General features: G+C 62.3%; 24 protein-coding genes and 1 pseudogene. 17 read left to right on the top strand and 8 right to left on the bottom strand.

Annotated features, from left to right (window positions below; genetic code table 11):
• Positions 1-209 precede the first annotated feature (209 nt).
• Entirely contained in the window at positions 210-641 is a 432-nt protein-coding gene (locus tag NPS56_RS16945; protein ID WP_274075645.1) for an NINE protein, read from the top strand.
• A 92-nt stretch (positions 642-733) separates the two neighbouring features.
• Here NPS56_RS16945 and NPS56_RS16940 read toward each other — a convergent pair whose 3' ends face one another.
• The 7 genes from NPS56_RS16940 to gshB form a co-directional block, all read right to left on the bottom strand.
• Entirely contained in the window at positions 734-2005 is a 1272-nt protein-coding gene (locus NPS56_RS16940; RefSeq protein ID WP_274075644.1) for a dihydroorotase, read from the bottom strand.
• On the bottom strand, positions 2002-3006 hold the full coding sequence (locus NPS56_RS16935) for an aspartate carbamoyltransferase catalytic subunit (RefSeq protein ID WP_046818333.1): 1005 nt from the start codon (positions 3004-3006) through the stop codon (positions 2002-2004). Before NPS56_RS16935 ends, NPS56_RS16940 begins: the two co-directional genes overlap by 4 nt.
• Positions 3007-3033: 27 nt before the next feature.
• Positions 3034-3537, bottom strand: coding sequence for a bifunctional pyr operon transcriptional regulator/uracil phosphoribosyltransferase PyrR (gene pyrR, locus NPS56_RS16930; RefSeq protein WP_274075643.1), 504 nt, complete (start codon positions 3535-3537; stop codon positions 3034-3036).
• 86 nt (positions 3538-3623) lie between these two features.
• Positions 3624-4061, bottom strand: a complete 438-nt coding sequence (gene ruvX, locus NPS56_RS16925) for a Holliday junction resolvase RuvX (RefSeq protein WP_034147546.1) — start codon at positions 4059-4061, stop codon at positions 3624-3626.
• Positions 4061-4633: a YqgE/AlgH family protein gene (locus NPS56_RS16920; RefSeq protein ID WP_274075642.1), complete on the bottom strand. Its 573-nt coding sequence runs from the start codon at positions 4631-4633 to the stop codon at positions 4061-4063. Before NPS56_RS16920 ends, ruvX begins: the two co-directional genes overlap by 1 nt.
• Positions 4634-4768: 135 nt before the next feature.
• A complete protein-coding gene (locus NPS56_RS16915) occupies positions 4769-5668 on the bottom strand; it encodes an energy transducer TonB (protein ID WP_274075641.1) in 900 nt (299 codons plus the stop codon).
• Between the two features lie 106 nt (positions 5669-5774).
• Positions 5775-6746: a glutathione synthase gene (gshB, locus tag NPS56_RS16910; RefSeq protein ID WP_274075640.1), complete on the bottom strand. Its 972-nt coding sequence runs from the start codon at positions 6744-6746 to the stop codon at positions 5775-5777.
• A gap of 347 nt (positions 6747-7093) precedes the next feature.
• Here gshB and pilG point away from each other — a divergent pair, with 347 nt between their 5' ends.
• The 6 genes from pilG (at position 7094) to NPS56_RS16880 (ending at position 17195) form a co-directional block, all read left to right on the top strand.
• The gene (pilG, locus tag NPS56_RS16905) at positions 7094-7498 is read left to right on the top strand and encodes a twitching motility response regulator PilG (RefSeq protein ID WP_046818327.1); all 405 of its coding nucleotides are present in this window, start codon (positions 7094-7096) and stop codon (positions 7496-7498) included.
• A gap of 57 nt (positions 7499-7555) precedes the next feature.
• Complete coding sequence (gene pilH, locus NPS56_RS16900) at positions 7556-7921, top strand: twitching motility response regulator PilH (RefSeq protein ID WP_085716385.1); 366 nt, start codon at positions 7556-7558, stop codon at positions 7919-7921.
• A 10-nt stretch (positions 7922-7931) separates the two neighbouring features.
• A complete protein-coding gene (locus tag NPS56_RS16895) occupies positions 7932-8465 on the top strand; it encodes a chemotaxis protein CheW (RefSeq protein ID WP_274075639.1) in 534 nt (177 codons plus the stop codon).
• Positions 8466-8619: 154 nt separating this feature from the next.
• On the top strand, positions 8620-10680 hold the full coding sequence (locus tag NPS56_RS16890) for a methyl-accepting chemotaxis protein (RefSeq protein WP_406591758.1): 2061 nt from the start codon (positions 8620-8622) through the stop codon (positions 10678-10680).
• 49 nt (positions 10681-10729) lie between these two features.
• Positions 10730-16735: an Hpt domain-containing protein gene (locus NPS56_RS16885; RefSeq protein ID WP_274075638.1), complete on the top strand. Its 6006-nt coding sequence runs from the start codon at positions 10730-10732 to the stop codon at positions 16733-16735.
• Positions 16728-17195 (top strand): chemotaxis protein CheW, encoded by a 468-nt coding sequence (locus tag NPS56_RS16880; RefSeq protein WP_274075637.1) that lies wholly within the window; start codon positions 16728-16730, stop codon positions 17193-17195. Before NPS56_RS16885 ends, NPS56_RS16880 begins: the two co-directional genes overlap by 8 nt.
• A 112-nt stretch (positions 17196-17307) precedes the next feature.
• Here the strand turns inward: NPS56_RS16880 and NPS56_RS16875 are convergent, their stop codons facing one another.
• A complete protein-coding gene (locus tag NPS56_RS16875) occupies positions 17308-17670 on the bottom strand; it encodes a DUF6124 family protein (RefSeq protein ID WP_274075636.1) in 363 nt (120 codons plus the stop codon).
• Positions 17671-18064: 394 nt separating this feature from the next.
• On the opposite strand from NPS56_RS16875, the pseudogene NPS56_RS16870 reads away from it, so the two are divergent.
• The 10 genes and pseudogenes from NPS56_RS16870 to mdcH form a co-directional block, all read left to right on the top strand.
• A pseudogene (locus NPS56_RS16870) lies at positions 18065-18268 on the top strand (transcriptional regulator); the annotation flags it as partial.
• On the top strand, positions 18231-18428 hold the full coding sequence (locus NPS56_RS16865; protein ID WP_274075698.1) for a hypothetical protein: 198 nt from the start codon (positions 18231-18233) through the stop codon (positions 18426-18428). The pseudogene NPS56_RS16870 and the gene NPS56_RS16865, both read left to right, overlap by 38 nt.
• 363 nt (positions 18429-18791) lie before the next feature.
• Positions 18792-19874: an RHS repeat-associated core domain-containing protein gene (locus NPS56_RS16860; protein WP_274075635.1), complete on the top strand. Its 1083-nt coding sequence runs from the start codon at positions 18792-18794 to the stop codon at positions 19872-19874.
• A 135-nt stretch (positions 19875-20009) separates the two neighbouring features.
• Positions 20010-21680 carry a malonate decarboxylase subunit alpha gene (mdcA, locus tag NPS56_RS16855; RefSeq protein WP_274075634.1) on the top strand — a complete coding sequence of 557 codons (1671 nt, stop codon included), beginning with the start codon at positions 20010-20012 and terminating at the stop codon, positions 21678-21680.
• Positions 21680-22555, top strand: coding sequence for a triphosphoribosyl-dephospho-CoA synthase (locus NPS56_RS16850; protein ID WP_274075633.1), 876 nt, complete (start codon positions 21680-21682; stop codon positions 22553-22555). Before mdcA ends, NPS56_RS16850 begins: the two co-directional genes overlap by 1 nt.
• The gene (locus tag NPS56_RS16845; protein WP_274075632.1) at positions 22555-22854 is read left to right on the top strand and encodes a malonate decarboxylase subunit delta; all 300 of its coding nucleotides are present in this window, start codon (positions 22555-22557) and stop codon (positions 22852-22854) included. Before NPS56_RS16850 ends, NPS56_RS16845 begins: the two co-directional genes overlap by 1 nt.
• Positions 22847-23698 carry a biotin-independent malonate decarboxylase subunit beta gene (locus NPS56_RS16840; RefSeq protein WP_274075631.1) on the top strand — a complete coding sequence of 284 codons (852 nt, stop codon included), beginning with the start codon at positions 22847-22849 and terminating at the stop codon, positions 23696-23698. The genes NPS56_RS16845 and NPS56_RS16840 overlap by 8 nt, the downstream gene beginning before the upstream one ends.
• Positions 23695-24498, top strand: coding sequence for a biotin-independent malonate decarboxylase subunit gamma (gene mdcE, locus NPS56_RS16835; RefSeq protein WP_274075630.1), 804 nt, complete (start codon positions 23695-23697; stop codon positions 24496-24498). The genes NPS56_RS16840 and mdcE overlap by 4 nt, the downstream gene beginning before the upstream one ends.
• Positions 24492-25112, top strand: a complete 621-nt coding sequence (locus NPS56_RS16830; RefSeq protein ID WP_274075629.1) for a malonate decarboxylase holo-ACP synthase — start codon at positions 24492-24494, stop codon at positions 25110-25112. Before mdcE ends, NPS56_RS16830 begins: the two co-directional genes overlap by 7 nt.
• Positions 25109-26020, top strand: a complete 912-nt coding sequence (gene mdcH, locus NPS56_RS16825) for a malonate decarboxylase subunit epsilon (RefSeq protein WP_274075628.1) — start codon at positions 25109-25111, stop codon at positions 26018-26020. The genes NPS56_RS16830 and mdcH overlap by 4 nt, the downstream gene beginning before the upstream one ends.
• Positions 26021-26055 lie beyond the last annotated feature (35 nt).

Genomic DNA, 26055 nt, shown 5'->3' with positions numbered 1-26055 from the left:
GCTTTTTTGTGCCTTCCGGGGCCGTTGGTCGATTAACCTTGGGGTCAACGGAACCAAATAAGCGGCGAATGGACGCAATTGTCGGACAGAAGCCAAGTGCTATAAGGGTTTGGCGAGAGAGACGCTAACATGTGCCATACGTCGGCTGCTCGTAAAAAAGTCACAAAGATTTAAAGAATATTTATCTATCGTGTGAATCGAGGTCATCCATGAACACCTATCAAGCGCCCGTCCCGCACCAGGATACCCACAGTAAAGTGATCGGTTACCTGCTGTGGATTTTTGGCTTTACCGGGGCTCATCGCTTTTATTACGGCAAGCCGGTAACCGGGACGATCTGGTTTTTCACCTTCGGTTTGCTGGGGATCGGCTGGTTGATCGACCTGTTCCTGATTCCGGCCATGGACCGTGAAGCGGACCTGCGGTTTACCGCCGGGCCGATCGAATACAACGTGGCGTGGATCCTGCTGACGTTTCTCGGGGTGTTTGGTGTGCACCGGATGTATCAGGGGAAGTGGATCAGCGGATTGCTGTACCTGGTGACGGGTGGGTTGTTCTTTCTGGGGGTGCTGTATGACTTCTGGACACTGAATGACCAAGTGTCGGTACGTAACGCGCAAAACAGAGGTGCCTTCAAGTAAGTCATCGCCAGCAGGCTGGCTCCCACAGGGGATTTGTGTCGTTCACATATCCTGTGGGAGCTAGCCCTGCTGGCGATTGAGGCGCCGCGGTCTTAGGCCTGGTGGCTGATCCGCCCATCCACCAGGGTATAACGCACCACACCCGGCAAACTGTGCCCAATGAACGGGCAATTCTCGCCCTTGGACAGCCAGGTCTCACCGGCCACGGTCGAGGCCGCGGGGTCGAACAGCACGATATCCGCCGCGCCACCCACCGCCAGCTTGCCCGCCGGCAGGCGCAGGGCCTCGGCAGGGCCGGTGCTGAGGCGCGCCAGCAGCGTCGGCAGGTCCAGCAAGCCGTCTTCCACCAGAGTCATTGCCAGCGGCAGCAGCAGTTCAACGCTGCTGATGCCTGGCTCGGTGGCCCCGAACGGCGCCAGCTTGGCGTCTCGTTCGTGAGGTTGGTGATGGCTGGAAATGGCCGAGACCACGCCTGATTTCACGGCGGCACGCAGGCCATCGCGGTCGGCGCGGGTGCGCAGAGGTGGCTGCACGTGATAGAGGCTGCTGAAATCGATCAGCGCTTCGTCGGTCAGGATCAACTGGTACAGGGCGACATCCGCCGTGACCTTCAGGCCGCGCTGCTGGGCCTGGGCGATCAGGGCGACACCACGGGCGCTGGTGAGCTGGCTGAAGTGCGCACGCACGCCGGTCTGTTCGACCAGCAGCAGATCCCTGGCCAGGGCCACGGTTTCGGCGGTTTCCGGAATGCCCGGCAGGCCGAGGAAGCTCGCGGTCGGGCCTTCATGGGCCAGGCCGCCTTCCGCCAGGTCGTGATCCTGGGAGTTGAAGATCACCGTGAGGTCGAAGGTGGCCGCGTAATCCAGCGCCCGACACAGGGTGCGGGTGTTGCGAAAGCTCTCCAGGCCGTTGCCGAAGGCCACGCAGCCGGCATCGCGCAAGGCAACCAGTTCGGCCAGTTGTTCGCCGTCCAGGCCTTTGCTCAGGGCGCCGATCGGGAAGACTTTGGTGTTGCCGGCCTCGCGGGCGCGGTCGAGGATCAGTTCGGCGACGGCCGAGGTGTCCAGCACCGGTTTGGTTTTCGGCGGGCAGCACAGGCTGGTGACGCCGCCGGCAGCCGCCGCACGGGTTTCGCTGGTGATCGAGCCTTTACGGCTGTAACCCGGCTCGCGCAGGGCGACGTTGAGGTCGACCAGGCCAGGGGCCGCCACCAGGCCCTTGGCGTCGATGGTGTCTACTGCAACGAAACCCGCTGGAGCGGCGCCGAGGCCGACGATCTTGCAGGCTTCAATGTGGATATCAGTCACTTGATCCAGGCCGCTGGCCGGATCGATAACGCGTGCGCCAAGAATGCTGAGCTTCACTGGGCGTTCTCCTGCTCGAATTGGCGCTGCGCAGTCTGTCCGCTCATGGCCATGGACAGCACCGCCATACGAATCGCAATGCCGTAGGTCACCTGGTTGAGGATCACCGAGTGCGGGCCGTCGGCCACCGCCGACTCGATTTCCACACCACGGTTGATCGGCCCCGGGTGCATGACGATGGCATCGGGCTTGGCGCCGGCCAGGCGCGCGGTGGTCAGGCCGAACAGGCGGTAGAACTCGCCTTCGCTCGGCAGCAGGCCGCCGGTCATGCGTTCACGCTGCAGGCGCAGCATGATCACCACGTCGACGTCTTTCAGGCCTTCGGTCATGTCGGTGTAGACCTTCACGCCGTATTGCTCGATGCCGATCGGCAGCAGGGTCTTCGGCGCGATCACGCGGATGTCTGGGCAGCCCAGGGTTTTCAGGGCCAGCATGTTCGAGCGCGCGACCCGCGAGTGCAGGATGTCGCCGACGATGGCCACCGACAGGTTTTCGAAGCCGCCCTTGTGCCGGCGGATGGTGAGCATGTCGAGCATGCCCTGGGTCGGGTGCGCGTGACGGCCGTCGCCGCCATTGATGATCGCCACTTGCGGGCAAACATGCTCGGCGATGAAGTGGGCGGCGCCGGAATCACCGTGGCGCACGACGAACATGTCGGCGGCCATGGCTTCCAGGTTGCGCAAGGTGTCGAGCAGGGTTTCCCCCTTGCTCGCCGACGATGTCGACACATTCAGGGTGATCACGTCCGCCGACAGGCGCTGGGCCGCCAGTTCGAAGGTGGTGCGGGTGCGGGTGGAGTTCTCGAAGAACACGTTGCACACGGTCTTGCCGCGCAGCAACGGGACTTTCTTCACCGCCCGGGCGCCGACTTCCAGGAACGAGTCGGCGGTGTCGAGGATTTCCGTCAGCAGCTCGCGGCGCAAGCCGTCGAGCGAGAGGAAGTGGCGCAGCTGGCCCTGATCATTGAGCTGCAGCGGGCGCTTGGTATCTAAAGGCGTCATCGCGAGGGGGACTCTCAATAGGGCGAATTAAAGGGCGAGGTCTTGCAGTTCGAGCTCGAGCTCCGGGCCCGAAAGTTTTACCCGCTCGTGGGCTGCCAGGGACAGGGTCGCGCCCAGTACGTTCGGGCGGATCGGCAGTTCACCGGCATCCAGGTCCAGCAGGCACACCAGCGTCACGCTGGCCGGGCGACCGTAGTCGAACAGTTCGTTCAGGGCGGCGCGGATGGTCCGGCCGCTCATCAGCACGTCGTCGATCAGCACCAGGTGCTGGCCTTCGATCTCGAACGGCAGGGCCGACGGGCGCACTTGCGGGTGCAGGCCGTTCTGGCTGAAGTCGTCGCGGTAGAAGGAAACGTCGAGTGTGCCAAGAGGTTCAGCGCTGCCCAGCTCCTTGAGCAGGGCCTGGGCAACCCACACGCCACCGGTACGAATGCCGATGTAGCGCGGTTCGCTGATGCCACGGTGTTCCAGGTGTGCCTTGAGATCAGTCGCCATCTGGCTGATCAGTTCGGCGGGATTGGGCAGGCTCATGGTTGCTCCTTCTTGGGCCCGAGCCGGGTCGTTGCCGGAGGTGGCTCGGGGTGTAGCTAAAAGAGACGGGTGACGGCTCTTCAGGATTAGGATTCGAACAATGCGCCGTTCTCGTCGAGCCAGCCTTGCAGCAGCAGGGCGGCGGCGATGGCGTCGACCGGGTTGTCACGGTAACTGCCTTTCTGTCCGCCCCGGGCCAGGCGTTCGCCCTTGGCCTCGAAGGTGGTCAGGCGTTCATCGTGGGTGTAGAAGGGCAGGTTGAAGCGACCGTTCAGGCGCCGGGCGAATTTTTCCGCGCGGGCGCACATGTCGCTGGGCGTGCCGTCCATGTTCAGCGGCAGGCCGACCACCACGGCGTCGGGTTTCCACTCCTTGATCAGCGCTTCGACCTGATCCCAGTCGGGAATGCCGTTTTGTGCCTTCAAGGTGCACAGCTCGCGGGCCTGGCCGGTAATCACCTGGCCAACCGCAACGCCGATCTGTTTGGTGCCGTAGTCGAACCCCAGAATCAACCGCAGGGCCATCAGGCGTGCCCCGCCTGGCTGGTCAGCAGGCTGAGGTTGACGCCCAGGTGTTTGGCCGCCGCTTCCAGGCGCTGCTCGCTGCTGGTGTTGAACAGGATGTCGGCATCGTACGGGCAGGTCAGCCAGGCGTTCTGCGCCAGTTCGGCCTCCAGTTGCCCGGCTTCCCAGCCGGCATAACCCAGGGTGATCACGCTTTTCGCCGGGCCAACGCCATCGGCGATGGCGAACAGCACGTCCTGGGAGGTCGACAGCGACAGTTCGCCTTCCAGATCAACGGTCGCTTGAAAACCCTGGCCCGTGGGGTGCAGGACAAACCCGCGGTCGGTCTGCACTGGCCCGCCGATGAAGATCGGCACGTGCTGGCACAGCGCTGGCGGTTCGATGTCCGGGCGCAATTGCTCGAGGATATCGGCCAGGTTCAGGTCCTGCGGACGGTTGACCACCAGCCCCATGGCACCATTGGCCGTGTGCTCGACGATGTAGGTCAAGGTGTGCGCAAAGTTCGGGTCGACCATGTGCGGCATGGCGATCAGGAAGTGATGCTTGAGGTAGCTGGGGCTGACGTTTTTCATGAGCGCTAGTGTGGCGTTGGAGGGGCGAACTGACAAGCCGAAGCACGTCAAAAGATCGCAGCCTGCGGCAGCTCCTACAGGGAAATGCATTCCAAATGTAGGAGCTGCCGCAGGCTGCGATCTTTTGATCTTCGATCAATTACTGGAAAGGCGATCGCCGCGGGCGAATTTCCAGGTGCGGATGATTTCCAGGCGGTCGATATCCGACAGGTCCCCGGTAAACGGCGCAAACGGCGCCGCCAGCCGCACGATGCGCTGGGCCGCCTGATCCAGCAGCGGTTGCCCGGACGACTCCAGCACCAGCACCTCATACAACGAGCCATCGCGGTTGATCGAGACCATCAGGCGCAAATTGCCGTAGATCTGCTTGCGCCGGGCTTCGTCGGGATAATTGAGGTTGCCGATGCGCTCGACCTTCTTGCGCCATTCGTCCTTATACCAGGCGCCCTTGTCGCGCATGGTCGACGCGGCGCTCAGGCGGTGGATGCGCGGGCGCTTGGCGTACAACTGCTGTTCCTGGGCCAGCTCGGCTTCGAGGCTGGCGATGTCGCTGGACAGCTGTTCACTGTCGAACGTCGGTGCGGCCACCGCAGGTTTGGTGACGGGTTTGGGTTCTTCGGTTTTCGCGGCAGCTTTTTTCGGCTTCGGCGCGACGGTGGTCACGGCAGCCTTGGGCGCGGCTTCCTGGACTTCAGGCTTGGCGGCGGGTGGCGGTGTGACTTTCTGTACCTTGTTGTCCTGGAACGGCGCGATCTCGGTGGTCTTGGGGATCGCCTTCTTGTCCAGGGTGCCGCTGCCTTGCTGGTTTTCCTGGGCGAGGAAATCGGCCTTGTCCGGCTTCTTTTCGCTCTTGAAGGTGGCGAGGGTGATTTCCAGGGTTTTGCTGATCTGCTTGGGCTCGACCATGGTGAAGCCGACACCCAGCAGCAATGCCAGGTGGATCAGCGCCGCCAGGAACAGGGTAAAACCGAGGCGATCGGCCGGGCGCACGCCGTAACGGGCGAGTTCGGGAGGCAGATCGGACGGGAGGGTCATGACAAGGAAACCAACATCGCGTTTTCACAGGCCGCGCATGATAACGCAATGTTGGATTTTAGCTTCAAGCTTCAAGCATCGAGCGACAAGCTGTACGTCACGCGCTTCAAACTTGCGGCTTGTGGCTTGCAGCTTGCAGCTTCTTCTCAATGACCTCCATCAGCATGCCGCCAATATCGGTGCCGAAGGCATTGTCGATTTCGCGGATGCACGTCGGGCTGGTGACGTTGATTTCGGTCAGGTGCTCGCCAATCACATCGAGGCCAACGAACAACAGGCCTTTCTCGCGCAGGGTCGGGCCGACTTGCGCCGCGATCCAGCGATCCTTCTCGGTCAATGGACGGGCTTCGCCGCGGCCACCGGCAGCGAGGTTACCACGGGTCTCACCGGCAGCGGGGATGCGCGCCAGGCAGTAGTCCACCGGTTCGCCGTCGATCATCAGGATGCGTTTGTCGCCATCGACGATGGCCGGCAGGTAGCCCTGGATCATGATTTGCTGCTGACCGTGCAGGGTCAGGGTTTCGAGGATCACCGAGAGGTTCGGGTGGCCGGCGGTATGACGGAAGATCGAGGAACCGCCCATGCCGTCCAGCGGCTTGAGGATCACATCGCCATGATGGTCGGCGAATTCGCGCAGTACGTCCGGGCGACGGCTGACGATGGTCGGCGGCGTGCACTGCGGGAACAGCGTGGCGAACAGCTTTTCGTTACAGTCGCGCAGGCTCTGCGGCTTGTTGACCACCAGCACGCCAGCGCTTTCGGCCTGTTCCAGCAGATAGGTGGAATAGACGAATTCCATGTCGAAGGGCGGATCCTTGCGCATCAGGATCACGTCCAGGTCGCTCAGCAGGGCGTCCTGCTCGGCTTCCAGCTCGAACCATTTTTCCGGGTTGGCGAACACTTTCAGCGGACGCATCCGCGCCCGCGCCTGACCTTCGGCCTGGTACAGGTCGCGCTGCTCCATGTAGAACAGTTCCCAGCCGCGCTTCTGTGCGGCCAGCAGCATGGCCAGCGAGCTATCCTTTTTATAGGAGATGCTGGCGATAGGATCCATGACAATCCCGACACGAACGCTCATGGGTGTTTCCTCAAGATGTGGGGCTGATGTCGATCTCTGTAGGAGCGAGCTTGCTCGCGAAAAACTCAAGGGCAACGCGCTCATCCTGACAGCACGCATTATCGTTGACGACCATCGCGAGCGAGCTCGCTCCTACAGAGGATCAGCGTATAAAAGTGGCGTCAGAGTGGCGCTGAGTGTGTTCCCGGTCAAGGAAAAACCACTGCCAGGGCCGGCCGATAGATTGGATTTGGAGACTGTGCTAAAAAGGCTGCCATGTCGTGCCGGGCCTTGAACATCAAGGGTTTCGAGGGCTCGACGGCCCGCATAGGGACAAATAGATTCGTAAAGGCGACGGTGGAGCCACTATGGAACAGCAACCCAGCGCCTTGAAGGTCATGGTGATCGACGATTCGAAGACGATTCGCCGCACCGCCGAAACACTGCTCAAGAACGTGGGTTGTGAGGTCATCACGGCCATCGACGGGTTCGATGCCCTGGCCAAGATCGCCGATCACCACCCCGGGATCATCTTCGTCGACATCATGATGCCGCGCCTGGATGGCTATCAGACCTGCGCTTTAATCAAGAACAACAGTGCCTTCAAGTCCACGCCAGTGATTATGCTGTCGTCCAAGGACGGGCTGTTCGACAAGGCCAAGGGGCGCATCGTCGGCTCCGACCAGTTCCTGACCAAACCTTTCAGCAAGGAAGAACTGCTGAACGCGATCCAGGCCCATGTCCCGGGCTTTGCCGCTGTTTTGCCGCAGTAAGACACCTACAGAGACGCTCGGCCATTGGGCCCTGCGCCGACAAGAATGGGGAAGACCATGGCACGTATCCTGATCGTCGATGATTCGCCGACTGAAATGTACAAACTGACCGGCATGCTGGAAAAGCACGGTCATGAAGTATTGAAAGCCGAAAACGGCGCAGACGGCGTGGCCCTGGCCCGCCAGGAAAAACCCGACGCGGTGCTGATGGACATCGTCATGCCCGGCCTCAACGGTTTCCAGGCGACCCGCCAGTTGACCAAAGACCCGGACACCGGGCACATCCCGGTGATCATCATCACCACCAAGGATCAGGAAACCGACAAGGTCTGGGGCACGCGCCAGGGCGCCAGGGACTACCTGACCAAGCCGGTCGACGAAGACACCCTGATCAAGACCCTGAACAACGTGCTGGCCGGTTGATCCTGCGGTCATGAACGAATCATTGACCGCCTTCGAGCTGCTGCTGCAGATCGACCGGCGCTGTCGCTTGCTGGCGGCGGACCTGCCGTCCCAGCCGACCCGGCAGGACAGCTGGAGCGGCATCGGTTTTCGCCTGGGCGAACGCTGGTACGTCGCGCCCATGGGCGAGGTCGGTGAAGTGTTGCACGAGCCGCGGTTTACCCTGGTGCCGGGGGTCAAGCCGTGGGTGAAGGGCGTGGCCAATCTGCGCGGGCGCCTGTTGCCGATCATGGACCTGGCAGGCTTCTTCGGCCACGAGGTCTCGGCAGCGCGCAAGCAGCGGCGCGTGTTGGTGGTGGAACATGACGAGGTGTTTGCCGGGTTGTTGGTCGATGAGGTCTTTGGCTTGCAGCACTTTGCCCGGGGCAGCCTGGAGCCGGCAGACACGTTGAACAGCCCGATTTCACCGTTCATCACGGGCCGGTTTCAGCGTGAACAGACCTGGCAAGTGTTCAGCCTGTTTGCGCTGGCGCGGTCGCAGGGATTCATGAACGTAGCCGTTTAACAGGAACGACACCGATCTAATGTGGGAGCGGGCTTGCTCGCGAAGGCGTCATGCCAGTCGAATTTAATCTTGGATGACACACCGCTTTCGCGAGCAAGCCCGCTCCCACAGGGGATTCTGGTAGGCCCAGAAGTGGGTTAACAGGCGAAGACCGATGACAAAAGCAAAAGCAGGCAAGCCAATGGAAGGGTCGCGCAGTCGATCGCAGATCATCGCGCTGTTCATCGCCCTGATCATCTTCATCATGTTGTTGTTCGCCAACTTCGCGTACCTCAACACCCAGGCTACTTACGACAAACAGTACATCGGCCACGCCGGTGAGCTGCGCGTGCTGTCCCAACGGATTGCCAAGAATGCCACCGAAGCCGCTGCCGGCAAGGCCGCGGCGTTCAAGTTACTCAGCGATGCGCGCAACGATTTTGCCCGGCGCTGGAGTTATCTGAAGAAAGGCGACCCCGCCACCGGCCTGCCACCGGCACCGGCCAGCGTGCGCCCGGAAATGCGCGCCGTGCAGCTGGACTGGGAACGCCTGCTGAAAAACACCGACGCCATCCTGTCCAGCGAGCAGACGGTGTTGTCGCTGCATCAGGTCGCCGCGACCCTCGCCGAAACCGTGCCGCAGTTGCAGGTCGAATACGAAAAAGTCGTCGAAACCCTGCTGCAACGGGGCGCCCCGGCGGCCCAGGTGGCGATGGCCCAGCGTCAATCCCTGTTGGCCGAACGTATTTTAGGCGCGGTCAATACCGTCTTGTCTGGCGACGAAAACTCACAGCAGGCCGCCGATGCGTTCGGCCGTGATGCGGCGCGTTTCGGCCAGGTGCTCAACGGCATGCTCCAGGGCAACGCAGCGCTGCGGGTCAGCCAGGTCGAGGACCGAGACGCGCGCGCGCGGCTGATCGAGATTTCCGAGCTGTTCGAATTCGTTTCCGGCTCCGTGGACGAAATCCTCGAAACCTCACCGGAGCTGTTCAAGGTCCGTGAATCGGCGACCAATATCTTCAGTCTCTCGCAAACCCTGCTCGACGAAGCGTCCCACCTGGCCAGCGGTTTCGAAAACCTCGCCGGGGGACGTGACACCGACACCATCGGCGGTTATGTCCTGGGCCTGGCAGCGTTGATGTCGATCATCCTCATCGGCCTGGTGATGGTGCGTGAAACCAATCGCCAACTGCGCGAAACCGCCGAGAAGAACGAACGCAACCAGAACGCGATCCTGCGTCTGCTCGATGAAATCGAAGACCTGGCCGACGGCGACCTGACCGTGACCGCCACGGTCACCGAGGACTTCACCGGGACCATTGCCGACTCGATCAACTATTCCGTGGACCAACTGCGCGACCTGGTGGCCACGATCAACCTCACAGCCGGGCAGGTCGCCGCCGCCGTGCAGGAAACCCAGGCCACCGCGATGCACCTGGCACAGGCCTCGGAACACCAGGCCCAACAGATTTCCGAAGCCTCCACCGCGATCAACGACATGGCCGAGTCCATCGACCAGGTGTCGGCCAACGCCGCCGAGTCCTCGGCGGTGGCCGAGCGTTCGGTGGAAATCGCCAACAAGGGCAACGAGGTGGTGCACAACACCATCCACGGCATGGACAACATCCGCGAACAGATCCAGGACACCGCCAAACGAATCAAACGCCTTGGCGAGTCTTCCCAGGAAATTGGCGATATTGTCAGCCTGATCGACGACATTGCCGACCAGACCAACATCCTCGCCCTCAACGCGGCAATCCAGGCGTCCATGGCCGGTGATGCCGGACGTGGTTTTGCGGTGGTCGCCGACGAGGTGCAGCGCCTGGCGGAACGTTCGTCCGCCGCAACACGGCAGATCGAGACCCTGGTGCGGGCGATCCAGGCCGACACCAACGAAGCGGTCATCTCCATGGAGCAGACCACCACCGAAGTGGTGCGCGGCGCGCGTCTGGCGCAGGATGCCGGTGTGGCCCTGGAAGAAATCGAAGGGGTGTCCAAGACCCTGGCGGCGCTGATCCAGAGCATTTCCAACGCCGCGCAACAACAGACGTCGTCGGCCGGTCAGATTTCCCTGACCATGAACGTGATCCAGCAGATCACCACGCAGACCTCGTCCGGCTCTACCGCCACCGCCGAGAGCATTGGCAACCTGGCAAAAATGGCCAGCCAGTTGCGGCGGTCGGTGTCCGGGTTCACCTTGCCGGCCACCAAGGCGCAGGTAACGGACAAAGCTTGAACCGCCCCCGGGCATGGCTATCTTGATTGAAGTGGGGATTGGAGTGGTTATGGGTGATCGGCACGACTATGTGGCCCTCGAATGGGTCAAAGGCGAAATTGCCGAAACGCTGAAGCAGGCTCATCACGCGATCGAAACCCAGCTTGATGACCCGCAGGCGACGCACGCCCTGAGCGAATGCCTGGCGTGCATCCATCAGGTTCACGGCAGCCTGCAGATGGTCGAGTTCTACGGCGCGGCCTTGCTTGCCGAAGAAATGGAGCAACTGGTCACCGCCTTGCAACACAATCGCGTTCATCATCGCGACGAAGCGTTGCACCTCATGCTGCAAGCGCTGGGGCAATTGCCGATCTACCTCGATCGCGTGCAAGGCGCCCGCCGCGATTTGCCGTTGGTGGTCTTGCCGCTGATCAACGACCTGCGCAGCGCCCGGGGCGAAAGCCTGTTGTCGGAAACCAGCCTGTTCAGCCCGCAGTTGCTCGGCCTGGCGCCCCTGGACGAAGCGTCCCTGGCGCGGCTGGAGCCGGCGGAATTGCCGAATGTGCTGCGCAAGTTGCGGCAGATGTTGCAGATGGCCCTGGTCGGTTTGCTGCGTGAACAGGACGACGACACTCACCTTGAGTACCTGGCCAAGGTCTTCAGCCGTCTGGAAAACGTGTGCGGTTCAGCGCCCCTGAGCCCGCTGTGGCAGGTCGCTTCGGCGCTGGTCGAAGGCATGCGCGCCGGTGCCATCGGCAACAGCCCGGCCTTGCGCAGCCTGTTCAAGGAGGCTGACAAGGAGCTCAAGCGTCTGCTCGAACAGGGCATGCAGGGCATCAATCAGCCGCCGCCAACCGAGTTGCTCAAGAGTTTGCTGTTCTATATTGCCAAGGCCGAACATCCCACCGGGCAGATGCTGACCATGAAAGATCGCTACGCACTGGATGATGCATTGCCTGACAGCGCGATGGTCGACGAAGAACGCGCACGGCTGGCCGGGCCCGACCGTGACGCCATGCGCTCGGTATTGGCGGCCTTGTGCGAAGAGCTGGTGCGGGTCAAGGAGCACCTCGACCTGTTCGTGCGCAGCGACCGCCAACACGCCTCGGACCTCGACAGCCTGCTGGCGCCCCTGCGGCAGATCGCCGACACCCTGGCGGTGCTGGGTTTTGGCCAGCCACGCAAGGTCATCATCGATCAACTGGCCGTGGTGCTGAGCCTGACCCAGGGACAGCGCGCACCCGATGACGCGATCCTCATGGACGTGGCCGGGGCCTTGCTTTACGTCGAAGCGACCCTGGCCGGCATGGTCGGCACCGTGGAGCCGGAAAGCCAGGAAGACAGCCGCCTGCCCACCACCGACCTGACGCAGATCCACCAGATCGTCATCAAGGAAGCGCGCATCTGCCTGCAGCAGGCCAAGGACATGATCGTCGACTACATCGATGCCGATTGGGACCGACAGCACCTGCAGGCACTGCCGGCCTTGCTCACCCAAGTGCGCGGTGCCCTGGCGATGATTCCGTTGAGCCGGGCGGCGAGCCTGATCGAAACCTGCAATCATTTTATCCGCGAGCACCTGCTGCTCGAACCGGGCCAGCCCGGCTGGCAGGCGCTGGACAGCCTGGCCGACGCTATCACCAGCATCGAGTATTACCTTGAGCGCCTCAGCGACGACCCCCTGGCGCCCGGTGAACAATTGCTCGACGTGGCGCAGCGAAGCCTGGCTGCACTCGGGGTTTTCCCCAGCGAACAACAGGTGCCGGTGCTGGCGGATGTCTTGAGCTCCGGCGAAGCACAGCAACAGCAGGAACGGGATGCCCCGGCCATCGCCCAGAGCCTGGCCGATGTGCTGGCCAACCCGGTCTCGGCCCTGAACCCGCCCGCCCTCGACACGCCGGGCAGCCTGCTGCCGCCGCCGTCAGGCGAAGCGCCGGTGGACGAGGAATTGCGCGAAGTGTTCATCGAAGAAACCGAGGAAGTACTGGAGATCCTTCGTGAGTATTTGCCACGCTGGTCGGGCAATCCCGCCAACCGCTCGGCCCTGAGTGAACTGCGCCGCGCTTTCCATACCCTCAAGGGCAGCGGCCGGATGGTGCGCGCCCTGGTACTGGGCGAACTGGCCTGGGCCATGGAAAACCTGCTCAACCGCATCCTCGAACAGAGCGTGACGCCTGGCGCCAGCGTGCAGCAGTTGCTCGGCGAAGTGCTCGATCTGCTCCCGCAACTGATGGCCGAATATGCCGCCGATGCCCAGCGCCAGCGTGACGATGTCGACCAGCTGGCGGCCCGTGCCCATGCCCTGGCCAAGGGCGCAGCCACGGCAGTGGACGAGGACACCCAGGACGTCGCGGCCCTCGACCCGCTGTTGCTGGAAATCTTCCGCAAGGAAGCCGAGACCCATCTGGGTAGCCTCAACCGCTTTCTCGACCAGGCCGCCGAACACCTCCCGCTGCAGGCCAGCGATGAACTGCAGCGCGCCTTGCACACGCTCAAGGGCAGTGCGTCGGTGGCCGGGGTCCTGCCGATTGCCGAGCTGGCGACGCCGCTGGACCAACTGGCCCGGGAGTACAAGGCTCACCTGATCGCGCTCGATCTGGACGAAGTCGAAGTGCTGCTGGAGGCCGAAGGTTTGTTCCGGCTTGGCTTGCGCCAGCTCAAGAGCGATCCGGTGGCAGAAATTCCCGGTGCGCGGGCCTTGATCGAGCGTGCCAGGGCGCTGCTCGCCGAGCGCCTGCAAACCCTCTCGAACACGCCCAGCAGTGGCCTGCGGATAAAGCGCGACCCGCAGCTGATCAACAACTTCCTGGCCCAGGGCATGGACATCCTGCTGGACGCCGAAAGCCTGTTGCGGCGTTGGCAGCAGCACCCGGGCGAGCGCCAGGAACTCAGTGCACTGCTGGACGAATTGACCACCCTCGGCGAAGGTGCGCACCTGGCCTACCTGCACCCGGTGGATGAACTCTGCGAAGCCTTGCTCGATCTCTACGGCGCGGTGGAAGAGAGCAGCCTGGCAGTCAGCGAAGCGTTTTTCCATGAGGCACAGAGTGCCCACGAAGCGCTGATCAACATGCTCGACGAGTTGGCGGCCGGCCAGGAAGTCAGCCCGCGTCCGGAACGGGTTCGGGCCTTGCACGGCTTGCTCGACCAGAGCCTCGATCCGTCCGCCATGGGCCTGATTCGCAGTGACGGCAGTCGCACCTTGAGCATCCGCGAGCTGGGCGACGCCACCGCTGAACTTGAGCGCACGCTACCCCTCCCTGTGGGAACGAGCCTGCTCGCGATGGACTCACAGGCGCCGCGGTCATCCAATGACAACGCGTCATCGTTGACGTCCATCGCTGGCAAGCCAGCTCCTACAGGGGGGCGCGCCGCCGAACTGGACAGCGACATCGTTTCGATCTTCCTCGAAGAAGCCGAAGATATCCTCGAAAGCGCCAACCATTCCCTGCAGCGCTGGCTCAATGACCCGCATAACGCCGCGCCCCTGTCGTCGTTGCAGCGCGATCTGCACACCCTCAAGGGTGGCGCGCGTATGGCTGAGGTCGAGCCGGTCGGCGACCTGGCCCATGAACTGGAAAGCCTCTATGAGGGACTGGTGGATCGCCGTTACAGCCACAGCGAAGCGCTGGCGCAGCTGCTGCAACAGAGCCATGACCGCCTGGCCCAGTTGCTTGAGCAACTGCAAGACCATCAAGCCCTGGGCGATCCCGAGGACCTGATCGAAGCGATTCGCGCCTTCAGGCAAGGTCACGCGAGCAACGCCGAGGTGCTCGAAGCGGCGACCGGCAACGACTCGACCCACCATGACGGCGAGTTGCTGGACATCTTCCTTGAAGAAGGCTTCGACATCATCGAAAGCTCCGGCGCGGCGCTGCTGCGCTGGCAGGCCGAGCCGTCGAACCGCCAGGAAATGGAAACCCTGCTGCGCGACCTGCACACCCTCAAGGGCGGTGCGCGCATGGTGGAAATCGCCCCGATCGGCGACCTGGCCCATGAGCTGGAATATCTCTACGAAGGCCTGTCCACCGGCGTGCTGCAACCCACGCCGGCGTTGTTCGAGCTGCTGCAGCGCAGCCATGACCGCCTGGCCCAGATGCTCGACGCGGCGCGCGCCGGCGAGCCATTGCCGCCGGCCGACCGGCTGATCGACGCGATCCAGAACTTCAGTCACCCGGTTCTGGCTGAAACCCCGGCGCCGCTCACCGTGGCGGCGAAAGCCGAGCCACCACAGCTGCAACCCGATGCCGGGGCGGACATGGTCAAGGTCTCGGCGGAGCTGCTCGATGACCTGGTCAACCTGGCCGCTGAAACCTCGATCTTTCGTGGTCGCATCGAACAACAGGTAAACGACGCGCAGGTGGCGCTCAACGAGATGGAAACCACCATCGAGCGCATGCGCGACCAGTTGCGCCGGCTCGATACCGAAACCCAGGGCCGGATCCTCAGCCGACAGCAGGTCGAGGCCGAGCGCCTGGGTTACGAAGAGTTCGATCCGCTGGAAATGGACCGTCATTCGCAATTGCAGCAACTGTCGCGCGCCCTGTTCGAATCCGCCTCCGACCTGCTCGACCTCAAGGAAACCCTCGACCGGCGCAACCAGGACGCGGAAAACCTGTTGCAACAGCAGGGTCGCATCAACACCGAATTGCAGGAAGGCCTGATGCGCACGCGCATGGTGCCGTTCGAGCGCATGCTGCCGCGCCTCAAGCGCATTGTCCGCCAGGTGGCCGGTGAGCTGGGCAAGGACGTCGAGTTCATCGTCGGCAACGCCGAAGGCGAGATGGATCGCAATGTGCTCGAACGCATGGCGGCGCCGCTGGAGCATATGCTGCGCAACGCCGTCGACCATGGCCTGGAGCCCGCCGACGTGCGGGTTGCGGCGGGCAAACCGGCGCAAGGGCGGATCACTTTGGATCTGTTGCGCGAGGGTGGCGACATCATTTTCGATATTCGCGACGACGGCGCCGGCGTGCCCCTGGAGGCGGTGCGACGCAAGGCGATCAAGCGCGGCCTGCTCGCCCCGGACAGCGTCATCAGCGACCACGACGTGCTGCAATTCATCCTGCAGCCGGGGTTTTCCACGGCGGAGAAAATCACCCAGATCTCCGGGCGTGGGGTCGGCATGGACGTGGTGCACGAAGAAGTGCGGCAACTGGGCGGCACCATGAGCATCGACTCGGTGCCGGGGCAGGGCGTGCATTTTCGCATTCGTCTGCCGTTCACCGTGTCGGTCAACCGGGCCCTGATGGTGCAATGCGCCGAGGATCAATACGCGATTCCGCTGAACACCATCGATGGCATCGTGCGCGTGTTGCCCAATGAACTCGAAGGGCATTTTCGTCTTGATCCGCCGACCTATGAATACGCCGGGCAGCGTTATGAACTGTGTTACCTGGGCGAGTTGCTGAAAACCAGCCCACGCCCACGGCTGTCGGGCCAGAGCCTGCCGCTGCCGGTGTTGCTGGTGCAGTGCAACGAGCGGCACATTGCGGTGCAGGTGGATGCCATGGCGGGCACGCGCGAGATCGTGGTGAAAAGCCTCGGCCCGCAGTTTTCGGCGGTGCAAGGGGTATCCGGGGCGACGATTCTGGGGGACGGCCGGGTGGTGCTGATCCTGGACCTGCTGGCGCCGGTTCGCGCCATGCAAGCGCGTGCGCCGCAGCGTCCGGCGAGCCACGAAGTCGAGGTCGAGCCGCAGCGGCCGTTGCTGGTGATGGTGGTCGATGACTCGGTCACCGTGCGCAAGGTCACCAGCCGGTTGCTCGAACGCCACGGCATGAACGTGCTGACCGCCAAGGACGGGGTCGACGCCATGCTGCTGCTCGAAGAGCACAGCCCGGACCTGATGCTGCTGGACATCGAAATGCCGCGCATGGATGGCTTCGAAGTTGCGACCCAAGTGCGCAACGATGAGCGCCTGCGGCACCTGCCGATCATTATGATCACCTCCCGCACCGGCCAGAAACACCGCGACCGGGCCATGGCCATCGGCGTCAACGACTACCTTGGCAAGCCGTACCAGGAATCGGTACTGCTCGAAAGCATCGCCCTGTGGAGCAAGACCCATGCATGAGCGTCGCCACGACTCGCGCGAAAGCCAGCTCACCGGCCTGCTGCTGCCCCTGGCCGACCGCAACCTGATCCTGCCCAACGTCGCGGTGGCGGAGCTGATCGACTACCAGCCCGCGGCCTTCAACCTGGACTCACCGCCCTGGTACCTGGGCCGGGTAGCCTGGCGCGACCGGCAGATTCCGTTGCTCAGCTTCGAGTCGGCCTGCGGGCAGAAAATCGTCATCGGCGAACGCGCGCGAATCGTCATTCTCAATGCGCTCGGCGGTCGTCCCGAACTGAAATTCATCGCGCTGCTGGTGCAGGGAATTCCGCGCTCGTACAAGCTCGACAGCCAGTTGAGCTACGTGGATGTGCCGCTGTGTTCGCTGGAGCAAGCGGCGGTACAGGTAGCGGATCAAGTGGCCAAGGTGCCGGATCTGCTGGCGCTGGAAGAGTTGTTGGTGAGTGCCGGGCTCGTCTGAAGGGCCTCTTCGCGAGCAAGCCCGCTCCCACAGGGTTTTGTGTTCGCCGCAAATCAATGTGGGAGCGGGCTTGCTCGCGAAGGCGGCCTCCAATTCACCGAAGGCCTGACAGCTAAACCTTGGCCCGAGCCAACGCCTCATGATGATCCAGCGCCCGCTCCACCAACAAATGCACACCATCGGCCATTCGGCTGAGCGCCAAGGCTACCGAACGCCGCGAACCTTCCACCCCGTCCGCCAGATCGGCCGCAATGGCACTGATGGACAGCAGGTCTTCAGAGGCATTGGCCAGAAGCGCTTCGGTGCAGACATCGGGAGAAACGGTGAAGAGCTGGAATTTTCGGCGCTTGGCCGGTTTTTCGTCAGGGGGCGGGAAGTAATGGGAGAGGGCGCGGTCGGCGGCTTCTTTGAGTTTTTCGTCTTCGACGCAAGCTTGGGGATCTGTGTCTGGGGGATTGGGAGTAACTTTGAACAAAGTGAATCTCCGTCTTACGAGTTTTAGCTGCTCCCTTAGGTTCCAATCGAAGGGTGGCAGCTGTACGCAGGTTGGAACCCGGGGTAAACGGACAAAACCCGGCAGACCCGAAGGTCTCCCGCGCACAGCCGCCATAACGGAGTGCACACATTCAAGGTGCGCAAGCATACGTTATGAAAGGCGCTTTTGCGTCGTCTACACCTCGGGGTTCCAAACCCGGCCGCTGAATTTGCAGCGACACCCAAACAATAAAGATCAACGCAAAAGCGCACCAGTCAGCGGGTTCCGGCATTGCTGTAGGCAGCGATGTCTGGCGTTGTAGCCTTCCACCCCATCCGCGGACAAACGTTTAAACACAAAACCCGATCGGCTGGCGAAGACGTCCACAAGTTGGGAACGACTCTTGCCCCTGGAAGAGCAACTGGGCCGCACCCTCAATCCGACGCTCTACACCCCCGAAGACTGGGCCGCAAAAATAAAGGCTGAAAACAGCTTCGTCGTGCGGGTAGCGCAGCAGGACAACATCAATCTGATGGGTGAGAACCCTGTGGAGTCCAAGGATGGGCAGCAGCGAGAATCTGGAGAATCTGGTACGTAGCGGTGGGTTGAAGGTCGAGCCGCCCGAACGCAAGGAATGCGAAGGCTTGATGCGTTCGGCAATCGTTCGACTGAAAGATGCACAAACTACTTCTTTGCTGGCGCTGGAAAGTACTGCGCAGCTTTTGATTCGGGTGCAGGAGCAGATGGGCGAACCGTGATGACCCATGGCTCAACGCTTTGGAAACTTTCCTGGCCCCTTCGCGGGCAAGCCCGCTCCCACAGGTATTGTGGTTGCCGCAGATGATGGGCAATACACGGACACTGTAGGAGCGGCGGTGCGACGATTCGACTTGCCCGCGAAGGCGTCAGCCCTGACAACGCAACTTTCATGATCATACCCAGCGTCGGTCGCCCCGAGCACCTGGCCCCCGCGGCATTGTGCGCAAGCTCGACTTCGTTCTGTCCGCTGACAATGTGGTTGGCCTCAGGCCAGCGTTTACCTATCAGTTCTGCTAGTAGACACCTGCAGCACAAGGGCCGAAGCTCAATGCCACCAGCAAGGAGCAACAGGAGCCCTGCCAATGCCTTCCCCAAACAAAGAAGTTCTCTGCACTTATCACTATGATCCACTGGACCGTCTGATTGGCTCGAATCCGGTCCAACAGGACACGCTGCAGCGCTTTTACTGTAAAAGCCGGTTGGCCACGGAGATTCAGGGCGTGGCGCGCCATTCGATTGTGCAGGAGGGTGATCAGTTATTGGCACAACAGAATCGTTTGGGCGGCTCACTGGAAACGGCTTTATTGGCCACTGATCAGCAGCGTTCAGTGATGCACACAGTGGATAGGAACTCGCTACCGATTGCTTATTCTCCCTATGGTCACGCAGAACGTGATTCAACCAGTTTGCTGGGTTTTAATGGTGAACGGCCGGATGCGATCACCGGGTATTATTTGTTGGGTAATGGTTATAGGGCGTTTAATCCGGCGTTGATGAGGTTTATCAACCCAGACAGTATGAGTCCGTTTGACAAAGGTGGGCTAAATTCATATGCCTACTGTTTGGGAGATCCAGTTAATAGGTCTGATCAAACAGGAAATTTTTCTGCTCCTTGGATCGCAAAAGTGTCGAGTTCTTTTATTAAAACTCGCCTAAAAGAAATCTCCAGAACTCCATGGTACGCATGGAGCACCAGGGAGATTGAGCTAGTGAAACATAGTACGAAACAGAGTCCATTTAGCCAAACTGCATTGCAGTCGAGTGAATTATTTGGCGTTCAGTCATCCTCTAAGCGCTTCTCACCCGGTCCTGCTTCAAAAAAATTAAAATTTTCCATGGAATCTTCACCTAAAACACTTAAGTTGCTCAGTACAGAGGCTGTTGTTGGACAGTCTGTGGTCCCGGCTCCTGCGCCCCTCAGAAAACTTGTTGACCGTAATCACTACAATAGCGATCTGTTGAAGCGATATTCCGAGCTTCGCAATAAAGATGATGTGCAAAGCTTTATGCGTACGCCGCGGGGCGATCAGCTAATTTATCATCGTAGAGCTAACGCTATTGTAATGTACGACATGAAAGAGGGCTTCAGTGAGGCCAGGAAAGATGGATATAAGCCTACACCTTCTACTATTCTAAAAAGCATTGAAAAAATCAGGAACGAATAGGTTAGAAGTTATCACCAAATTAGGCCTCAATCGATTCATTACCCTAACCGTAACAATCCCCCACTCTGCTTGATTGATGCCCCCCACCCAACGCTCCTACTGTGACCCCCACGACAGCGAACCCGTGGAGTGGTCATGACAACAACAATTTCCCCCGACTCGCGATGGACGCGGCGGCGCAGCGAGAAGCAGCGGCGTCTTGCCCAGGTGCGAGACCTGGCTGACGGTGTGGTGTTGCCCACCGACAAGATCGTGGCGGCGCTGGAGGCGTTGATCCTGCCTGGCGATCGTGTGGTGCTGGAGGGCAATAACCAGAAACAGGCGGATTTTCTTTCCCGTTCCCTGGCCAAGGCCGACCCCGCGAAGCTGCATGAACTGCACATGATCATGCCCAGCGTCGGTCGCTCCGAGCACCTGGACCTGTTCGAACGTGGCATCGCCCGCAAGCTCGATTTCTCCTTCGCCGGCACCCAGAGCCTGCGCATCAGCCAGTTGCTGGAAGACGGCCTGCTGGAAATCGGCGCGATCCACACTTACATCGAGCTCTATGCGCGACTGGTGGTCGACCTGATTCCCAACGTGGTGCTCAGCGCCGGCTTCATGGCCGACCGCGCCGGCAACATCTACACCGGGCCGAGCACCGAAGACACCCCGGCGCTGATCGAGCCGGCCGCCTTCAGCGATGGCATCGTCATCGTCCAGGTCAACCAGTTGGTGGACGATGTCAGCGACCTGCCGCGGGTCGACATTCCCGCTTCCTGGGTTGATTTCGTGGTGGTGGCGGACAAGCCGTTCTACATCGAACCGCTGTTCACCCGCGATCCCCGGCACATCAAGCCGGTGCACGTGCTGATGGCGATGATGGCGATTCGCGGGATCTACGAAAAACACAACGTGCAGTCGCTCAACCACGGCATCGGCTTCAACACCGCCGCCATCGAGCTGATCCTGCCAACCTACGGCGAATCCCTCGGCCTCAAGGGAAAGATCTGCCGCAACTGGACGCTCAATCCGCACCCGACTTTGATCCCGGCGATTGAAAGTGGCTGGGTCGAAAGCGTGCATTGCTTCGGCACCGAACTGGGCATGGAAAACTACATCGCCGCCCGGCCGGACGTTTTCTTCACCGGGCGCGATGGCTCCCTGCGCTCCAACCGGATGTTCAGCCAACTGGCCGGGCAATACGCGGTGGACCTGTTCATCGGCGCGACCCTGCAAGTCGACGGCGACGGCCATTCTTCCACCGTGACCCGCGGTCGCCTGGCCGGTTTCGGCGGGGCGCCGAACATGGGCCACGACCCGCGCGGTCGCCGCCACGGCACGCCAGCCTGGCTCGACATGCGCCACGCCGACGCGGCCGAGCCGATGCTCGAACGCGGTAAAAAACTCGTGGTGCAAATGGTCGAGACCTTCCAGGAGGGCGGCAAACCGACCTTCGTCGAAACCCTCGACGCGGTGGGGGTGGCGAAGAAAAGCGGCATGCCGCTGGCGCCGATCATGATCTACGGCGACGACGTCACCCACCTGCTGACCGAAGAAGGCATCGCCTACCTGTACAAGGCCCGTTCGCTGGAAGAGCGCCGGGCCATGATCGCTGCGGTTGCCGGGGTGACCGCCATCGGCCTGCGCCACAACCCAAAAGATACCGCGCGCATGCGCCGCGAAGGCTTGATCGCCTTGCCCGAAGACCTCGGCATCCGCCGCACCGACGCCACCCGCGAGTTGCTTGCCGCGAAAAGCGTGGCGGATCTGGTGGAGTGGTCCGGTGGCCTCTACAACCCACCCGCCAAGTTCAGGAGCTGGTAATGCACGCACTCAACCTGCAAGCGAAAACCCTGAGCCTGGCCGAACGCTTGGCGGACCTGGCGGTGGACGCGCTGATCGACGAGGCGGACCTGTCGCCCAAACCGGCGCTGGTCGACCGTCGCGGCAATGGCGCCCATACCGACCTGCACCTGGGGCTGATGCACGCCTCGGCGCTGGCCTTGTGGCCGGCGTTCAAGGAAATGGCTGAAGCCGCCATTGAGATTGGCGAGGTTGGATTGCCGCTGCGCGAGGCCATTGGCCTGATCGGGCGGGAAGGCGAACAGGCGATGCTCGCCACCACCAACGGCGTGAACACCCATCGTGGGGCGATCTGGGCATTGGGCCTGCTGGTTGCCGCGGTTGCGCTTGAGCCGCAATCCACTGCCGCCGGCTCTGTCGCCTTGCGAGCCGCACGCCTGGCCCTGCTCGATGATCGTTACGCACCGCGTCCGCTTAGCCACGGTGCCCAAGTCGCTCAACGTTACGGAGCGCGTGGTGCCCGTGAAGAAGCGCAGCTCGGTTTCCCGGCGGTAACTCAACGTGCACTGCCGCAACTCAAGTACAGCCGCGCTGCCGGCCATGGCGAACAGAACGCCCGGCTCGATGCGCTGCTGGCGATCATGACCAATCTGGCCGACACCTGCGTGCTGTATCGCGCCGGGGAAGAGGGCCTGCACACCATGCAGCTTGGCGCCCAGGCCGTACTCGATTCAGGTGGCAGCGCCAGCCTCGCCGGACGTCGTCGGCTGCATGAGCTGGACCAACAATTAATCGCATTGAATGCCTCGCCCGGTGGTGCTGCCGACCTGCTCGCAGCCTGCCTGTTCCTCGATCGTATCGAGTCCGGCGACGACATCAATCAGGGAGCGTTTTGATGGAAACCTTATCCTTTGAATTTCCCGCCGGGCAGCCGCCACGCGGTCGCACCCTGGTGGGGTGTGTCGGCTCGGGCGATCTGGAAGTGCTGATCGAACCGGGTCAGGCCGGCAAGCTGACCATCACCGTGCAGACCTCGGTCAATGGCAGCGAACAACGCTGGCAGCACCTGTTCGCACGGATGTTCGACGGTCAGACCTTGCCTGCGATGGACATCGATATCCACGATTTCGGCGCCACCCCCGGCGTGGTCCGCCTGCGCCTGGAACAGGGCTTCGAGGAGATCGGCCATGACTGACAGTACAGCACTTCTGCACAAGCACAGTTTTGTTGAGCTGGGCGCGCGGCAACGGGCCAAAGCCTTGCTCGATGCCGGCACCTTTCGCGAATTGCTCGACCCGTTCCAGCGGGTCATGTCGCCGTGGCTATCGCGCCAGGGCGTGGTGCCACAGGCCGATGACGGCGTGGTCATCGCCAAAGGTACCCTGGAAGGTTTGCCAGTAGTGATCGCGGCCATCGAAGGGGCCTTCCAGGGCGGCAGCCTCGGCGAAGTCGGCGGGGCGAAAATTGCCGGGGCCCTGGAACTGGCTGCCGAGGACAACCGCAAGGGCATCCCGACCCGCGCCGTGTTGCTGCTGGAAACCGGTGGCGTGCGTTTGCAGGAAGCCAACCTCGGGTTGGCTGCGATTGCCGATATTCATGCGGCGATTGTCGATTTGCGCCAGTACCAGCCAGTGGTTGGTGTAGTAGCCGGCAGCGTGGGTTGCTTCGGCGGCATGTCGATTGCCGCCGGGCTGTGCAGCTATCTGCTGGTGACCCGGGAAGCGCGTCTCGGGCTGAACGGCCCACAGGTGATCGAACAGGAGGCGGGGCTCGAGGAATACGACTCGCGGGATCGCCCCTTCATCTGGAGCCTCACCGGCGGCGAGCAACGTTTTGCCACTGGGCTGGTGGATCGCTACGCCGATGACGACGTGGCGCAGATTCGCCAGCAGGTCGGCGAACTGCTAAAGCAGGGTTTGCCCGCGCAACAACGCAGCACCCAGGCCGAGCTGTTTCTGCAACGGCTGGCGCGTCTGGATGCCGAACCGCAAATCGAGCCGGCCACGGTTCGCGACCTGTATCAAGGAGAGCGCTCATGAGTTCGTATTCCCTGAGGGGCTTGAGCTGGTTCAACGCCTTGGCTGCCGATGCCCTGCCAGTGGTTGGTTTGCCGGCCTCGCTGAAAGTGGCGGATGGACTTCTAGGTGATCAACCCGTGCGGTTTATCGCCGTGGTGGCCGATCCGGACAACCGATTCGTTCGCGCCCGCAACGGTGAAGTCGGTTTGCTCGAAGGCTGGGGCCTGGCCAAGGCGGTGGACGAAGTCATCGCCGCCGATCAGGACAAACCGCAAAAACGCGCCTTGATCGCCATCGTCGACGTGCCGAGCCAGGCCTATGGTCGCCGTGAAGAGGCACTCGGCATTCATCAGGCCTTGGCCGGTGCGGCGGACAGTTATGCCCGCGCCCGTTTGGCCGGGCATGCCGTCATCGGTCTGCTGGTGGGCAAGGCCATGTCTGGTGCCTTTCTCGCCCATGGCTATCAGGCCAACCGGCTGATTGCCCTGCGCGATCCGGGCGTGATGGTGCACGCCATGGGCAAGGCCTCGGCGGCGCGGGTGACCTTGCGCAGTGTCGAAGAGCTGGAAACCCTGGCCGCCAGCGTGCCGCCGATGGCCTACGACATCGACAGCTATGCCAGCCTCGGCCTGCTCTGGGAAACCCTGGCGGTGCAGCAGATCGAACAGCCCACCGCGGCGGATCTGGCGCGGGTGAGCGAGTGCCTGGCCCAGGCGATTGATGATGTTGCGCGCAATGGCACGGATCTCAGCGGTCGCCTCGGCGCGGCCCATCGTGCGGCCTCGAGCAAGGTCCGCCAATTGCTGAGGGAGCAGTGGTGAGCAGGTTCCTGGCCCACGACCTGCTGTGGGGCATGACCCCGCAGCAGCTGCCGGTGGATGCGCCTGCCTGGGTGGTTGAGTCCATCTGCGCCGGTCAGCCCGTGGTGGTGCGCCGTGCGCTGTCGACGGCGGATCGGATTGCGGTTGGCGTGCGGGGTCGTTTGCGTGAGCAGCGTTATGGGACGTCGATGGCGATGGCGGCGATCAGCCGTCGTGTCAGCCCGGAAGAGCTGTGTCATGTCGATAGCCACCGTGACCTGCCGGCGCTTGAGGCCTTGGCTCAATTGCGCCCTGTACTCGATGCCTGTGGTTGGGTCTGGGGCGTCAGCGGCAGCGCCGGGTTCGAGTTAGCCAGCGGCATTGTAGCGCTGCATGCAGCCAGCGATCTGGATCTGATTCTGCGCACGCCGCAACCGATGGCCCGCGATCAAGCTCGGGAGCTGGTGGCGTTGCTCGATGCGGCGCCCTGTGTGGTGGACATGCAATTGCAGACCTCGTTTGGCGCGGTCGCCTTGCGTGAATGGGCGGGTTCTTCCACTCGGGTCCTGCTCAAGAATGCAACGGGAGCCCGCTTGGTGATCGACCCATGGAATCCGCAGGAGCAGGCAGCGTGAGCAGCTTGCTGGTGTTCCCGGGCCAGGGCGCGCAGCGGCCGGGCATGCTCCAGGGTTTGCCTCGGGAAACCCTGAGCGAAGCCAGCGATGTGTTGGGCGAAGACGTACGGCTGCTGGACTCTGCCCAAGCGCTGCAATCGACAAGGGCGGTGCAGCTCTGCCTGTTGATCGCCGGTGTGGCGGCTGCACGGCAGTTGTCATTGCCGACCGATTACGTCGCCGGGCTTTCCATCGGTGCCTACCCGGCCGCGGTGGTCGCCGGTGCCCTGGCGTTCAGCGATGCGCTGCATCTGGTCAGCCTGCGCGGTGAGTTGATGCAGCAGGCGTATCCACAGGGCTACGGAATGACCGCGATCATCGGCCTGGACCTGGCGGTGGTGGAGGGCTTGCTGGCCCAGGTTCACAGCGTCGATACGCCTGTGTACCTGGCCAATATCAACGCCGACAACCAGGTGGTGATTGCCGGCAGTGACGCGGCGATGAAAGCGCTGGCCGAGCTGGCAAAAGCGCGTGGGGCAGGGCTGGCCAAGCGTCTGGCGGTGAGTGTGCCGTCGCACTGCCCGCTGCTGGATGCGCCGGCGCAAACCCTCGCCGCAGCCTTCGCCAATGTGAAGCTGCAAACGCCGAAGATCGGTTACCTGAGCGGCAGTCGCGCGCGCCCGGTGATCAAGGTCGACGCCTTGCGCGACGACCTGTCCTTCAACATGTGCCGCGTGGTGGATTGGCGCGGCACGGTGCAAAGCGCTTACGAGCGCGGCGTACGTCTGCAGATCGAACTGCCGCCCGGTGCGGTGTTGACCGGGCTGGCGCGCCGGGTGTTCGAGCAGGGCACCGTGATCGCGTTCGACGGTGCCCGGCTCGATACCCTGCAGGCGCTGTTGCGTGAGGAGGGACTGCGCCACCCCTAGACACCCTGAGGCTTCGAACAACAAGAACAACATTC

This window comes from Pseudomonas putida, from assembly GCF_028682635.1.
Classification (GTDB): domain Bacteria; phylum Pseudomonadota; class Gammaproteobacteria; order Pseudomonadales; family Pseudomonadaceae; genus Aquipseudomonas; species Aquipseudomonas putida_AE.
Note: the sequence above shows the minus strand (reverse complement) of the source record. Positions and strands in the feature narration are given on the sequence as shown.